The organism is Pseudomonas sp. AC083 (genome assembly GCF_979253165.1).
On record NZ_CEEDDH010000017.1, the window covers coordinates 39394 to 54494 of the forward strand.

Here is a 15101-nt window from a genome sequence, read left to right on the forward strand (position 1 = left end):
GGCAGCATAGCCTGCTCGCGTCCGGCGCAGAACCCATGTGGGAGCGAGCCTGCTCGCGAAGGCGTCGTGACAGTCGACTTTGACGTTGAGTGTCCGGGCGCTTTCGCGAGCAGGCTCGCTCCCACAAGGGTTTTTCAGCTTCGCGGCAGAAAACCTCTTATGGCCAGAAATGCCGGAACGCCGAGGCCGACCCAGCTCAAGGCATCCCAGATTCCATCCCCCAGCAACGCCGCAAACAGCCCCGCCGCACTGAGCAGGGCGATCACGATCGGTGTGCTGAAAACCTTCCAGAAACTCGACTGACGCGGCTTCATGCCGAGGCCTCCGCCGCTTCCAATACAGGCTTGGCCGCCTTGCGCCGCACTACCCAAAGGTAAACGCCACTGGCCAGCACGATGATCGTCAGCACATCCAGGGTCGCCCAGAGAATCTTCATCGGCATGCCGCCGTAGTCACCAAAATGCAGCGGCTGCGACATGCCCATGGCGTCCATGTACCAAGGCCGTTCCGCCACGGCGGTGACTTGAAGTGTCGTGGCGTCGATCAGCACCGGCGTCAGCAGGTGCGAAGTCAGGTGCGTGCCGCCCTTCATGAATACCGCGTAATGGTGCTCGCTGGAAAAGCGCGTGCCGGGGAAGGCGATGAAATCCGGCTTCATCCCCGGTGCGACTTCCTCGGCGATGTCGAGCAGCCGCGTAGCCGGCGCCAGTTGGGTCAGCGGCGGCGCATCGCGATACGGCGCGATCAGCGTGGTCAACGCGTCGTTGCGCCAGGCGGCGATGAGCAGGTCGGCGCAGGCACTGATCACCCCGGTCACGCCCACCACCAGGCACCAGGTCAGGGTCACGACGCCAATCAGGTTGTGCAGATCGAGCCAGCGCAGGCGGGTGGATTTGTCCTGGCGCACGGTGCCGAACTTCAAGCGGCGCATGAACGGCAAGTACAACACCGTGCCGGAGACGATCGCCACGACAAACAGCAGGCCCATGAACGCCAGCAGCAGCTTGCCCGGCAGCCCGGCGAACATGTCGACGTGCAGGCGCAGGATGAACAGCATCAGGCCACCGTTGGCCGAAGGGGTTTCCAGCGCTTCGCCAGTGCGCGCATCGAGCATGAAGGTGTGCGAAGAGTTCGGCTCGGTGTCGGCCGTCTTGGCCATGATCGCGAACGCCGCGTTCGGCTCTTCGTCGTCATAACCGAAGTACTGCATGACTTCGCCCGGGCGATGTTTCTGCGCGGCATCGACCAGTTGCTGCAGGTCGAGTTGCGGCGTGTCGGCCGGCATCTCGCGCAGCTCCGGGGCGTTGCCCAGCGCGTGATCAATCTCGTGGCTGAAAATCAGCGGCAGACCGGTCAGCGCCAGCATCAGCAGAAACACCGTGCAGATCAGGCTGGTCCAGGTGTGGATGAACGACCAGCGGCGGATGGTTTTACTTTTCATTGCATGACCTTCAAAAACACCAAAGCCGTCCGGTACGGACGGCCTGGGAACATGGCCTGTTTCAGCTCACTGGCTTACCACTTGTAAGTGGCGCTGGCGACGACACTGCGCTGGTCGCCGTAGTAGCAATAGAAGCTGTCGCAGGTGGAAATGTAGTCCTTGTCGAACAGGTTGGTCGCGTTCACCGCCAGCGATGCACCTTTGAGACTGTTGTCCAGACGGCCCAGATCATAATGCACGCTGGCGTCGAACACGGTATAGGCATCGGCCTTGCCCAGCCAGGTGTTGGCCTTGTCGCCATAGGTGTTGCCGGTGTAGCGCACGCCGGCACCGATACCGAAACCGTCGAGCACGCCGGCGTGCCAGGTGTAGTCGGTCCACAGCGAGGCTTGTTGGTTGGGCATCAGTTGCAGGCGGTTGCCCTTGTCGACGCCTTTCTGCACTTCCGACTTGGCCAGGGTGTAGGCAGCGATGACTTTGAGGTTGTCAGTCACATCCGATACGGCTTCGAGTTCCAGGCCTTTGACCTTCACTTCGCCAGTCTGGCTGGTCACCGAGACGTTGTTGACGAAGGTGTTCACCGCGACGTTCTTCTGGGTCAGGTCATACACGGCGGCGGTCAGCAGGGTCTTGCTGCCCGGAGGCTGGTATTTGACGCCCAGTTCCCACTGCTTGCCTTCGGTTGGCTTGAGCGAGCCGGTCGAGGTGGCATCGGCGCCCGTGGTCGGCTGGAACGATTCGGCGTAGGACAGGTACGGCACGAAGCCGTTATCGAAGACGTAGCTGAGCGCCGCGTTGCCGCTGAATTTCTTGTCGCGCTGGGTGTTGGTGGCGTCGCTCTGGTTGATGAATTGGGTGCTGGTGTGCACCCAGTCTTCACGGCCGCCGAGGGTCAGGCGCCACTGGTCGAGAGCCATTTGGTCCTGCACGTAGAGACCGGTCTGGTAGGTCTTCTGGTTGTAGTCGTAAAACGCCGTGGAGCGCGCCGGACGTACGATCGGCTGGCCGTAGATCGGGTTGATGACGTTGGTTTGCAGACCATCCCCAAAGATCGAGGTGTAGTTGGTGTTGCTGCGCTGGTGATCCAGACCCAGCAGCAAGGTGTGGCGAACCTCACCCGTGGCGAAGTCGGCCTGGAAGTTGTTGTCCACGGCAAACTGGCTGATGTCTTCGTCGACGCTGGTGCTGGTGCGGCCGACGTTGCCCTCTGCATCCACGGTGGTGAACGGATAGGAACCAGGGGTCAGCGACTGGAACGACAGGTCCGACTTGGTGTAGCGCAGGTTCTGTTTGAACTGCCAGACATCGTTCAACCGATGTTCGAAGGCATAACCCAGCGCGTAGTAGGTGCGGTCGTAGTATTCCCAATCCGGATCGCCGAGATTCTTGTGATGGGAAATATCACCGAGCGGCGATTTGATCTTCGTGCCCTGGATCGGCAGAAACTGGCTGGTGATGCCGGTGTCGTCGCGGGTGAACTGGCTCAGCAGAGTGAGTTTGGTGTCGTCATCGATGTTCCAGGTCAGGCTCGGCGCGATGTTGTAGCGCTTGTTGTCGACGTGATCGACCTGGGTGCCGCTGTCGCGCACCACGCCGCTGAGGCCATAGAGAAACTGCCCGGCGTCATCGATCTTGCCGGTGCTGGCGAAGTTGATCTGGCGGTGATTGTCGCTGCCGTATTGCAACTGGATTTCGCTGCTGGCTTCAGCGCTCGGGCGGCGGCTGACCATGTCGAGCAAACCGCCCGGCGGGGTCTGGCCGTACACCGACGAGGCCGGACCGCGGAGCAGGGCGAGGCGGTCGAGGTTCCAGGTTTCCTGTTTCGGGTTGGCGTACACGCCTTTGGGCAGCGGTAGGCCATCGAGGAACTGGGTCGGTTCGAAACCGCGCACGCGCAGCCAGTCGGCGCGGGTGTCGCTGCCGTAGCTGCTGGCGGTGATGCCCGGCATGTAGCGCACGGCATCATCGAGGCTGTGCACGCTGCGGTCGTCCATTTGCTGACGGGTTGCCACCGAAATCGAACGCGGTGCTTCGACCAGCGCAGTGTCGGTCTTGGTGCCGGCGGCGGTGCGGGTCGCGGTATAGCCTTCGACCGGGCCCCAGGCGCTTTCGAAGTTTTCCACGCCGATGACCGAAGTTTCCGGCAGGGCCAGCGTGCCTTCCGGCACGGCCACCAGGGTGTAAGTGCCGGCGCTGCTCTGTTCCAGCTGCAGACCGGTGCCGCGCAAAGCCGCACGCAGGGCGCCGGCGGCGTTGTACTGGCCGTTGACCGGCGCCGAGGTTTTGCCGGCGGCCAGCGCAGGATTGAGCGACAGGGCGAGGCCGCCCTGGCTGGCGATCTGGTTCAGGGTGGTCGACAGCGGCGCCGCCGGCAGGTTGTAGGCGCGCACGCTGGACGCTTGCTCAGCGGCGAGCAACGGGCAGCTGATCAGCGGCGTGCCGAAAGCGATGGCAAAAGCCAGCAGACTGGGGCGCAACAAGGTGTCTGGCGAACGGGACATACGGCGGCTCCTGAATGGAAATATTTCTCAATTGCCTGTGTGCCGGACGAGATTGGAAAAGTGATAGGGCTGGGTGGAAATTCTTTTTGGCAGGAAATGGTTGTGCGGCTGATGGCGCCTTCGCGAGCAGGCTCGCTCCCACATTGATCGTTCCCACGCTCCGCGTGGGAATGCCTCAATGGACGCTCCGCGTCCGCTTCGGCAGGGACGCAGAGCGTCCCGGGCTGCATTCCCACGCAGAGCGTGGGAACGATCATGTCAAGGGGCGGAGGGCTGCGCCTTCGCCACGGTGACCCAATACGGCGTATGCCGCTCGATCTGCACTGGCAGAGTCGGCAGCAATGCACTCAGGGCCTTGTCGGTGTCATGCAACGGAAAGCTGCCGGTAATGCGCAGATCGGCCACCTCCGGCGCCACGCCCAGATTCCCGCGACGATAGCGCCCCAGCTCGTGCACCAGATCGCCCAGCCGCGCGTTGTCCACCACCAGCATGCCGCGCGTCCAGGCATCGGCGCCGGGGGCGAGGGCGGCGATCGAGCCCAGCCCGTCACTGCGCAGCAACACCTGCTGGCCTTCGCGCAGAATCTGTTCTTGCGGGTTGGCCTGGGCATGGGCCGCCACCGCAGACTGCAACACGCTCAGTCGCGTGCCGTCGTGCTCGCGCTTGACCAGAAACCGCGTGCCCAGCGCGCGCATGCTGCCTTCGCGGGTTTCGACGATAAACGGACGCGCGTCGCCATGGCCGGTCTCGACGAGGATTTCGCCTTCCTGCAACACGATCAAGCGGCGCTCGTCATCGAAGCGTACGTCGACCGCGCTGTGGGTATTGAGGTTGAGCAGGGTGCCGTCGGACAGGCGCACGCTGCGCTGTTCGCCGGTGGCGGTGCGCTGATCGGCGAGCCAGTAATCCAGCGGCAGATAGCGCTCACTGACAAACAGCCCGAGCCCGATGATCACCACGACACTGGCCAGCCCGCTGCCGAGTTTGCGCACGCGCCGGCGAATGCCTTCGCGCGATTGCAGCAACGCACTTCGGGCCGGGCCCTTGGCGACGCTGAAGCGCTGATCGAGCATGCCCAACTGACGCCAGGCGCGGGCGTGTTCTTCATGGGCGGCATGCCATTTAGCGAATTCTTCACGCTCCAGCGCGGTGCTCGAGTCGAGGGTCAATTGCCAGGCAATCGCCGCGTCCAGCACATGCGCCGGCACCGGCCGCGAACTGGCCGCGGTCATGTCGGTTCACCGTAAAGGGCGATGTAACACTGACGCAGGCCTTGCGCCAGATACTGACGCACGCGCGGCACTGAGACGCCGAGCTTGCCGGCGATCTCGGCGTGGCTGAGGCCGTCGAGGCGGTTGTACAGGAAGGCCGCGCGGGCCTTGGTCGACAACTTGCCGAGCAGGCGATCAATGGCTTTGAGGTCGTCGAGGATCATTTGCTGTTCTTCCACCGAAGGCTGCTCGTCTTCGGGGATCAGCATCAGTTCGGTGAGGTAGGCCTGTTCCAGCGCGGCGCGGCGGAAGTAGTCGAACAACAGGCCTTTGGCGATCGCCACCAGAAACGCCCGAGGTTCGCGCGGCGTCAGCAGTTCGTCGCGGTTGAGCAAGCGCACGAACGTGTCCTGGCTCAGGTCTTCGGCACGCTGCGGACACGCCACATTGCGCCGCAACCACGCCAGCAGCCAACCGCGATGGTCGCGATACATTGCACCGACGAGCTCACTGTGGGGGTTGGGCACTGACGACACCGGACATCACCGATTGGGAAATGTTAACTAACGAGAATAGTTCGCGATTCTGGCAGAGGTGGGAATGGTTAGCAATTGGCCACTGGTCAGGTGATAGGGCTGCATGCCTCTGTGGGAGCTGCCGAAGGCTGCGATCTTTTGATCTTGCTGTTTATAAAATCAAAAGATCGCAGCCTGCGGCAGCTCCTACAGGGGTAGTGCTAGAAAGAGTGAGTTTGCTGCCGCCGCTTCCACTGGCTCAACCGCTGCTGCAGCTGCAACGGACTGTAAATCTGCTGCCCCCGCGCGCGGCTGAACAGAATCAATGCCAACTCCGCCGTGGCCAGCGCATCGGCACTCGCGTTATGCCGCTCGAACACTTCAAGCCGGAACCACTCGATCCACTCATCCAGCCCGGCCTCGCGAATCTGCGCCTGCGGACATAACAGCGGCGCAATGTCCGCCACATCCAGAAACACATGCTGCAGCTTATGCCCCAAGTGTTCCTTCACTGCACGCCCGAGCATGTGCTGATCGAACGGCGCATGAAACGCCAGCACCGGGCTGTCGCCGATGAACTCCAGCAACTCCAGCAACGCTTCCGCTGGGTCGCTGCCTGCGGCAATTGCACTAGGGCCGAGGCCATGAATCAGCACGCTGGGGCTGAGCTTCAATTCGCGGCATTGCAAGGTGCGTTCGAACTGCTGACGGAAATCGATCGCGCCGTCCTCGATCACCACCGCGCCGATCGACAGGACCCGATCCTTGCTCATATTCAGGCCGGTGGTCTCCAGGTCCAGCACCACCCAGCGCTGCTCGCGCAGGCTGCACTCGCTCAGCTCGGCAAGCGCCGGCAGCTTCGCCAGCCGCTGCTGCAAATCCGCCGACACCACGGGGCTGGCCGGGCGCAGCCAGGAGAACAGGCTCATAGCTGATACCGCAAGGTCAGGCTGCTTTGCAGGCGCTGCGCCTGGCGCAGGGATTCGCGCAGGATGCGCCGGTCGAGATGATTGAGGCTGTCGGGATCGACGCGGTTGGAGTACGGCTGATTTTCCCGGGTTTGCAACTGATGCTGCTGCATCCGCGTTTGTTGAATGAAGTGATACGCCTCTTCATACGCCGCGCCGTCGAGCGGCTCGATGACCTCTTTATCGACCAGTTGGCGAAAGCGTTCGAGGGTATTGTTGGCGTCGATGCCGTTGGCCAGCGCCAGCAGACGGGCGCCGTCCACGAACGGCGTCAGGCCCTGGATTTTCAGATCCAGCGTGGCCTTCTCACCGTTCTTGCGGGCCAGCACGAATTCACGGAAGCGCCCAACGGGAGGGCGATTGCGCAGCGCATTTTCGGCGAGCATACGCTGGAACAAACGGTTGTCGGCGACCTGATCTAGGATGCCCCGGCGCAATTGCTCGCAGCCTTGTTCATCGCCCCAGACCACGCGCAGGTCGAAATAAATGCTCGAGCCCAGCAGGTTCTCTGGTGTGGCTTCGCGGATGAACGCCGCGAAGCGTCGCGCCCATTCGGCCCGCGACAGACACAGCTCGGGATTGCCGGCCATGATGTTGCCCTTGCACAGAGTGAAACCGCACTGCGCCAGGCTCTGGTTGATCTGCTGGGCAATCGGCAGCAGCTTGCCGCGAATCTCTGCTGCGTGCGCGGCATCGCGGGCATCGAACAGGATGCCGTTGTCCTGGTCGGTGTGCAGCGTCTGCTCGCGCCGACCCTCGCTGCCGAAACACAGCCAGCTGAACGGCACGCCCGGGTCGCCCTTTTCGGCGAGGGTCAGTTCAATGACCCGACACACCGTGTGATCGTTGAGCAGTGTGATGATGTGGGTGATCTGCGTCGACGATGCGCCGTGGGCGAGCATGCGCTCGACCAGTTGGCCGATCTCGCCGCGCAAGGTCACCAGTTGTTCGACCCGTTGCGCGCTGCGGATGGTCCGGGCCAGGTGCACCAGATCGACCCGTTGCAGGGAGAACAGGTCACGCTCGGACACCACGCCGCACAAGCGCTGATCCTTGACCAGGCAGACGTGAGCAATGTGCCGCTCGGTCATGGCGATCGCCGCATCGAAGGCACTGTGATCCGGCGACAGATAAAACGGTGATCGAGTCATGTGCTGTTCGATGGCGTCGCTGAAATCACCGACACCTTCGGCGACCACATGGCGCAAATCGCGCAGGGTGAAAATCCCCAGCGGCGCCTTGTGCTCATCCACCGCGACGATGCTGCCGACCTGTTGCTCGTGCATCAGCTTCACCGCTTCACGCAGTGGCGTATCGGCGCTGCAAGTCACCGGATGGCGCATCGCAAGTTCACCGAGACGTGTGTTCAGCGAGTATTGGGTGCCGAGGGTTTCCACGGCTTTTTGCTGGACTTGCTGGTTGACCTGATCGAGCAGGCTGCTCACCCCACGCAAGGCGAAATCGCGGAAGGTGCTGGAGAGGGCGAACAGTTTGATGAACGCCAGTTTGTTCAGTTGCAGGCAGAAGGTGTCTTCGCCCGCCAGATGTTCGGTGCGCGTGGCGCGTTCACCGAGCAGAGCCGCCAGCGGAAAGCATTCGCCGGTGGTGATTTCGAAGGTGGTCTCGGTGCCGGGTTTGGTGATGTGCTGGCGTTCGCCGACCACCCGACCCTGTTTGACGATATGAAAGTGTTCCACCGGGCCGTCGGCCGGTTTGATGATGCTCTCGCCCTGGGCGAAAAAACGCAGCTGACATTGCTCCACCAGATAGGCGAGGTGGGCGTGTTCCATCTGATTGAAGGGCGGGAAGCGCTGGAGGAATTGCAGGGTGCCCTGAATGTTCTGCAACACCGCGGTTTTCCCTGCCTGGGTGAAGGCGTCCGCTTTGCTCATAACCATTACCGCAGTCTTTTTCGAATTGTTGTTGTCGGATCGTTGCGACCATGGTCGGCCCCGGCGGGCAGGGTGCCCATTGGACGTAAGTCTAGGTTTTGCCACCATTGGCCGATTTTCGGAAATAACCTACGCAAAAGCTCGGAAAAGCTTGCGCCAGCCACTTGGAAAAAATTCCGACGAAGTGCACATTGAAGCGCTGTCCGGTGATGTCTGACGACTTGCCAGGGATTGTTTGACCATTTAGAGAACGCCATGTCCGACCACGATATTTTGAGCGACGCCGAGCGTGAAGCGCTCAGCGCAGTGATGCTCGAACCCGATCTGCCGCCGCAGCGTGTCCTGATCGTCGACGACGACAAGGACGCCCGCGAGCTGTTGTCGGAGATTCTCGCGCTCGATGGCATTCATTGCATGACCGCAGCCAGCGGTGAAACCGCGCTGAAAATGCTCGATGAAAAGCCTTCGATCGGGCTGGTGATTACCGATCTGCGCATGGGCAATGTCGATGGCCTGGAGCTGATTCGCCAGGTGCGTGAATCGGTACGGGCAGCGATGCCGATCATCATCGTCTCCGGCGATGCCGACGTGAAAGATGCGATCGAAGCGATGCATTTGAGCGTGGTGGATTTTCTGCTCAAGCCGATTGATACGGGGAAGTTGCTTGAGCTGGTGAAACACGAATTGGGCATAGAACCCTAAGACATATTTCGCCGCCCAGCAGATGATCGTTCCCACGCTCTGCGTGGGAATGCATCAATGGACGCTCCGCGTCCGCAGTTGTGGGACGCGGAGCGTCCCGGGCTGCATTCCCACGCAGAGCGTGGGAACGATCAATCCACCTCACAAACAAAAAGGCCCTGATCTCTCGATCAGGGCCTTTTTCATTTCCAGCGTCAGCGCAAATTACAGACCATTCGCAGCCTTGAACTCGCGACGACGACGGTGCAGCACCGGCTCGGTGTAGCCGTTCGGTTGCTTGGTGCCTTCGATGACCAGTTCGACCGCCGCCTGGAAGGCGATGTTGCTGTCGAAGTCCGGTGCCAGCGGGCGATACAGCGGGTCGTTGGCGTTCTGGCGGTCAACCACCGGCGCCATGCGCTTGAGGCTTTCCATCACTTGCTCTTGGCTGACGATACCGTGGCGCAGCCAGTTGGCGATGTGCTGGCTGGAGATACGCAGCGTCGCACGGTCTTCCATCAGGCCGACGTCGTTGATGTCCGGCACTTTCGAGCAACCGACACCCTGGTCGATCCAGCGCACCACGTAACCGAGAATGCCCTGGGCGTTGTTGTCCAGTTCGTTCTTGATCTGCTCTGGCGTCCAGCTTGGGTTCACTGCCAGTGGAATGGTCAGGATGTCATCCACCGAGGCGCGCGCACGTTTGGCCAGTTCGGCCTGACGCGCAAACACGTCAACCTTGTGGTAGTGCAGCGCGTGCAGCGCAGCGGCAGTCGGCGATGGCACCCAGGCAGTGTTGGCGCCGGCCAGCGGGTGAGCGATTTTCTGCTCAAGCATCGCGGCCATGAGGTCCGGCATCGCCCACATGCCTTTACCGATTTGCGCACGACCTTGCAGGCCAGTGCTCAGACCGATATCGACGTTCCAGTTCTCGTAGGCGCCGATCCACTTCTCGGTCTTCATGTCCGCCTTGCGCACGACAGGGCCGGCTTCCATGGAGGTGTGGATTTCGTCGCCTGTGCGGTCGAGGAAACCGGTGTTGATGAACACCACACGCTCGCTGGCCGCCTTGATGCAAGCCTTGAGGTTGACCGTGGTGCGGCGCTCCTCGTCCATGATCCCGACTTTCAGGGTGTTGCGCGGCAGGCGCAGGACGTCTTCGATGCGCCCGAACAGCTCGTTGGTGAACGCCGCTTCTTCCGGGCCGTGCATTTTCGGTTTGACGATGTACACCGAACCGGTGCGGGTATTGCGCCGCGAGGTGTTGCCGTTGAGGTTGTGCATTGCTGCCAGGCAAGTCACCAGACCGTCGAGAATGCCTTCCGGCACTTCGTTGCCTTGGCTGTCGAGGATCGCATCAATGGTCATCAGATGGCCGACGTTGCGCACGAACAACAGCGAACGACCGTGCAGGGTCACTTCTCCGCCATTGGGCGCGGTGTAGGTGCGATCCGGGTTCATGGTGCGGGTAAAGGTCTGGCCGCCCTTGGACACGGATTCCGCGAGGTCGCCCTTCATCAGGCCGAGCCAGTTGCGGTAGATCACCACTTTGTCGTCGGCATCAACGGCGGCCACGGAGTCTTCGCAGTCCATGATCGTGGTCAGCGCCGCTTCCATGAGGATGTCTTTGACGCCGGCGGCATCGGTCTGGCCGACCGGAGTGCTGGCATCGATCTGGATTTCGAAGTGCAGGCCGTTGTGCTTGAGCAGCACCGCGATCGGCGCGTTGGCGTCGCCCTGGAAGCCGATCAACTGAGCGTCATCGCGCAGGCCACTGTTGCTGCCGCCCTTGAGCGTCACGACCAGTTTGCCGTCAGCGATTTTGTAGCCGGTCGAATCGACGTGGGAGCCGGCGGCCAGTGGTGCGGCTTCGTCGAGGAAAGCACGGGCGAAAGCGATGACTTTGTCGCCACGCACCTTGTTGTAGCCTTTGCCTTTTTCCGCGCCGCCGTCTTCGCTGATCGCGTCGGTGCCGTAGAGGGCGTCGTACAGCGAACCCCAGCGGGCGTTCGAGGCGTTGAGCGCAAAGCGCGCATTCATCACTGGCACGACCAGTTGCGGGCCGGCGGTGCGGGCGATCTCATCGTCGACGTTTTGCGTCGTCGCCTGGAAATCAGCCGCTTCCGGCAGCAGATAACCGATCTCTTGCAGGAAGGCTTTGTAGGCCACGGCATCGTGCGCCTGGCCGGCATGCTGCTGATGCCAGGCATCGATGCGCGCCTGGAAGTCATCGCGTTTGGCGAGTAGGGCTTTGTTCTTCGGCGCCAGGTCGTGAATGACCTTGTCGGCACCTTCCCAGAATTGTTCGGCGGTGAGGCCGGTACCGGGAATGGCTTCGTTGTTCACGAAGTCGAACAGGACTTTGGCGACCTGCAGGCCACCGACTTGAACGTGTTCAGTCATTGCTTGCCTCACTCTGCTCAGCTATTTCGCTTTTCAGCTCGTCAATTTAACAATGAAGCTTCTGGCCATTTAAACCACAAACCTGCGGACCAGTACATGCCATTGCTGGCGGCTGGGCTAGGACCAATCAACGGCTTGGAGGCCTTGCTGACGGGGCTTTCAGGGTTGCGAAGGGCCTTGGGCAGACATCGATCCAGCGTTATGTAGTGCGCGCTGCGGCATACTACATGATGAGTTGCGCTTGTGAAAATCAGACTAATTACGTCGTTCTGCGACCTCATGACGCATTGCGGTCACGTCGCGGAACGGGATGTTCTCAAAAAAGCATTGGATTGTTCCAGCTAAATATCGAAAGTTGTACACATAATTACTGTGGGCCTGCTAAGGAGCAATTTGGGTGTAACGATTTGTGGCGAGGGGATTTATCCCCGTTGGGTGGCGAAGCCGCCCCCTGCGGTCCGGCTGGCAGACTCAATTGGCAGGACTCACGACTGCTGCGCAGCCGGACGGGGACAAATCCCCTCGCCACAGGTCATCATCTGCCAGCACTGGGTCAGGCTGAATCAATCCGCTTGCCTATACTTGCCCTTCGATAACAAAAGACATGACAAGAGGGCTGCGCCATGGACCATCTCGTACTCACCGTTTTCGCCCCGGACAAGCCCGGGCAGGTCGAGCGCATCGCCCAATGCATCGCCGAGCACGGCGGCAACTGGCTGGAAAGCCGCATGTCACGCATGGCCGGGCAGTTTGCCGGGATTCTGCGCGTGGGTGTGCCGGCGGAGGCTTACGACGAACTGGTCGATGCCCTGCAAGCGCTGTCGGCCCATGGCATTCGGGTACTGATTGCCGAAAGCGGAGTGGAGCAGTCCTGCACGTGGAAACCGATCGCCATGGAACTGGTCGGCAATGACCGACCGGGTATCGTTCGTGATATCACTCGCCTGTTGAGCGAACAGGGCGTGAACCTTGAACGGTTGGTGACTGAAGTGCGCCCGGCGCCGATGAGCAGCGAGCCGCTGTTTCACGCCGAGGCGATTCTGGCGGTGCCACTCACCTTGTCGCTCGACGTTCTGCAGGCGCGCCTGGAAACCCTGGCCGATGATCTGATGGTCGAACTGGTGTTACGCACAGAGGTTTAAGCGCAGACAGGGTTATTCAGGTTTAACGTGCACCTGCCTGTGGATAACCTGTAGAGACAGACCGCCAAGCCACGCCGGCCGTGGCTTTGCGCCCGTTGATCAAAAAACCGCCAGCATTCAGTGACTTGCGCACAAACGGCGGGGATCACGCTGTGGATAAGCTTGGGAAGGAACGATGCAGGCCACGAGAACCGTGGCCTGCGGAGCTTTGTGCGTTTTTTGATCAGGCGCGTCGGCGCAAACTTATCCACGCATCAATGCTATAGACCGCCAGACCGGCCCAGATAAACATGAACGCGACCAGCGTGCTGGACGACAAATGCTCGCCAAACAGCAGCACGGCTTGCAGCAACACCAGCGTCGGCGCGATGTATTGCAGGAAGCCGATGGTGGTGTAGGGCAAGTGGCGGGTGGCGGCGTTGAAACACACCAGCGGCACCAGCGTCACCGGCCCGGCGGCCACCAGCCACCAGGCTTCGGAGGCGGTCCAGAAGGCCGGCTGCACACTCGTGGCAGTCTGATTGAACAGCAACCATGCGATCGCAATCGGCACCAGCATCCAGGTTTCCACTACCAGCCCCGGCAGCGCCTTGACCGGCGCCTGCTTGCGGATCAGACCGTAGAAGCCGAAAGTCAGGGCCAGCGCCAGCGACACCCACGGCAAGCTGCCGACCTGCCACACCTGCTGCGCCACGCCGATGGCAGCGAGACCGACCGCGACCCACTGCATGCGCCGCAGCCGTTCGCCGAGCAGCACCATGCCCAACAGCACGTTGACCAGCGGATTGATGTAGTAACCCAGACTCGCCTCGAGCATGCGGCCGTTGTTCACCGACCACACGTAGGTCAGCCAGTTGGCCGCGATCAGCGTGCCGCTCAGAGCCAGAATCGCCAGGCGCTTGGGATTGTCGAGCAACTCGCGCAGCCAGCCCGGGTGTTTCCACACCATCAGCAGCAACGCACCAAACAGCGCCGACCACAGTACCCTGTGGATGATGATCTCGACGGCCGGGACTTCGGCAATGGCTTTGAAATAGATCGGGAACAGGCCCCAGATGATGTAGGCGCTCAGGCCCAGAATGTACCCGCGACGCGGGTTGGCGGCTTGCATGCAGAATCCTTGCTCAGGCAGCTGACAAAGAAAGGATTGTAAGGAGGTTGTATAGATGTGTCGTGTCAGAAAGCAAAAAGATCGCAGCCTTCGGCAGCTCCTACAGGGATATGCATTCCAAGGTAGGAGCTGCCGAAGGCTGCGATCTTTTGATCTTTAATTCAGAACAACTTCAAAGGTTCTTCGTTAAGCGCGGACAGTTGCTCACGCAACGCCAGCACCTGGTCGCCCCAATACCGCTCCGTGCCAAACCACGGAAAGCTGTGCGGGAACGCCGGGTCGTCCCAGCGTCGCGCCAGCCAGGCGCTGTAGTGCATCAGGCGCAGGGCGCGCAACGGTTCGATCAGCGCCAGTTCGCGCGGGTCGAAATCATGGAATTCGTTGTAGCCGTCCATCAATTCCGACAACTGCCCCAGACATTCCTGGCGATCGCCGGCAAGCATCATCCAGATGTCCTGCACCGCCGGGCCCATGCGGCAGTCGTCGAGGTCGACGATGTGGAACATCTCGTCGCGGCACATCATGTTGCCGGGGTGGCAGTCACCGTGCATGCGGATGTTCTGGTGAGGCGTGGCGGCGTAGACGTCTTCGACGCGTTTGAGCAGGTCGCGGGCAACCGATTCGTAAGCCGGCAGCAGGCTCTTGGGAATGAAATTGCCTTCGAGCAGGGTGTTCAGCGAGGCATGGCCGAAGTTCTGCACGGCGAGGGCTTCGCGGTGCTCGAACGGCTTGGTGCCGCCCACCGCATGCATGCGCCCGAGCAACTGGCCGAGGCGATACAGTTGATCAAGATTGCCCGGCTCCGGCGCCCGGCCACCACGACGCGGGAACAGGGTGAAGCGGAAGCCGGCGTGCTCATGCAGGGTTTCGCCGTTGTGGATCAGCGGCGCTACCACCGGGATGTCGATGTCGGCCAGTTCGAAGGTGAACTGGTGCTCTTCGAGGATGGCCTCGTTGGTCCAGCGCTGCGGACGATAGAACTTGGCGATCAGCGGCTCGGAGTCTTCGATACCGACCTGATACACACGGTTTTCGTAGCTGTTGAGCGCCAGAATGCGCGCGTCGCTGAGGAAACCGATGCTTTCAACGGCATCCAGGACGAGATCGGGGGTGAGGGTTTCAAACGGGTGGGCCATGCTGACTCCTGCGCGCAGCAGGCTGCTGCGTCCGGCTCGGCATGGTAGCGCAGATGGCGGCGCGAAGGGTGTTGGTGTCTGCCCGGGCCTCTTCGCGAG

12 protein-coding genes are annotated in these 15101 nt (G+C 61.5%); 2 read left to right on the forward strand and 10 right to left on the reverse strand.

The genetic code is table 11. The annotated features are described in order from the left end of the window. Nucleotides 1–134: 134 nt before the first annotated feature. The 7 genes from AC0IXA_RS21560 to AC0IXA_RS21590 all read right to left on the reverse strand — a co-directional run bounded on the left by AC0IXA_RS21560 (nt 135) and on the right by AC0IXA_RS21590 (nt 8529). Nucleotides 135–314: a hypothetical protein gene (locus tag AC0IXA_RS21560; protein WP_016772844.1), complete on the reverse strand. Its 180-nt coding sequence runs from the start codon at nt 312–314 to the stop codon at nt 135–137. Continuing rightward, entirely contained in the window at nt 311–1441 is a 1131-nt protein-coding gene (locus AC0IXA_RS21565) for a PepSY-associated TM helix domain-containing protein (protein ID WP_423520332.1), read from the reverse strand. The genes AC0IXA_RS21560 and AC0IXA_RS21565 overlap by 4 nt, the downstream gene beginning before the upstream one ends. A 74-nt stretch (nt 1442–1515) precedes the next feature. After that, a complete protein-coding gene (locus AC0IXA_RS21570; RefSeq protein WP_471814477.1) occupies nt 1516–3942 on the reverse strand; it encodes a TonB-dependent siderophore receptor in 2427 nt (808 codons plus the stop codon). 258 nt (nt 3943–4200) lie between these two features. Further along, entirely contained in the window at nt 4201–5175 is a 975-nt protein-coding gene (locus tag AC0IXA_RS21575; protein ID WP_471814478.1) for a FecR domain-containing protein, read from the reverse strand. After that, a complete protein-coding gene (locus AC0IXA_RS21580; protein WP_166554767.1) occupies nt 5172–5648 on the reverse strand; it encodes an RNA polymerase sigma factor in 477 nt (158 codons plus the stop codon). Before AC0IXA_RS21580 ends, AC0IXA_RS21575 begins: the two co-directional genes overlap by 4 nt. Nucleotides 5649–5890: 242 nt before the next feature. Further along, nucleotides 5891–6598, reverse strand: a complete 708-nt coding sequence (locus AC0IXA_RS21585) for a 3'-5' exonuclease (protein WP_471814479.1) — start codon at nt 6596–6598, stop codon at nt 5891–5893. Beyond that, nucleotides 6595–8529: a putative nucleotidyltransferase substrate binding domain-containing protein gene (locus AC0IXA_RS21590; protein ID WP_471814480.1), complete on the reverse strand. Its 1935-nt coding sequence runs from the start codon at nt 8527–8529 to the stop codon at nt 6595–6597. Before AC0IXA_RS21590 ends, AC0IXA_RS21585 begins: the two co-directional genes overlap by 4 nt. A 255-nt stretch (nt 8530–8784) precedes the next feature. Between AC0IXA_RS21590 and AC0IXA_RS21595 the strand changes: the two genes are divergently transcribed. After that, a complete protein-coding gene (locus AC0IXA_RS21595; protein WP_137214245.1) occupies nt 8785–9231 on the forward strand; it encodes a response regulator in 447 nt (148 codons plus the stop codon). Between the two features lie 204 nt (nt 9232–9435). Here AC0IXA_RS21595 and AC0IXA_RS21600 read toward each other — a convergent pair whose 3' ends face one another. Further along, on the reverse strand, nt 9436–11613 hold the full coding sequence (locus AC0IXA_RS21600) for a malate synthase G (protein WP_024014574.1): 2178 nt from the start codon (nt 11611–11613) through the stop codon (nt 9436–9438). A 623-nt stretch (nt 11614–12236) separates the two neighbouring features. Between AC0IXA_RS21600 and AC0IXA_RS21605 the strand changes: the two genes are divergently transcribed. Beyond that, the gene (locus AC0IXA_RS21605; protein ID WP_016772854.1) at nt 12237–12755 is read left to right on the forward strand and encodes a glycine cleavage system transcriptional repressor; all 519 of its coding nucleotides are present in this window, start codon (nt 12237–12239) and stop codon (nt 12753–12755) included. A 223-nt stretch (nt 12756–12978) separates the two neighbouring features. Here the strand turns inward: AC0IXA_RS21605 and rarD are convergent, their stop codons facing one another. Together rarD and AC0IXA_RS21615 are read right to left on the reverse strand one after the other, a co-directional pair. After that, nucleotides 12979–13866, reverse strand: coding sequence for an EamA family transporter RarD (gene rarD, locus AC0IXA_RS21610; RefSeq protein WP_471814481.1), 888 nt, complete (start codon nt 13864–13866; stop codon nt 12979–12981). Nucleotides 13867–14027: 161 nt separating this feature from the next. Further along, nucleotides 14028–15002, reverse strand: a complete 975-nt coding sequence (locus tag AC0IXA_RS21615; RefSeq protein WP_016772856.1) for a serine/threonine protein kinase — start codon at nt 15000–15002, stop codon at nt 14028–14030. Between the last annotated feature and the right edge of the window lie 99 nt (nt 15003–15101).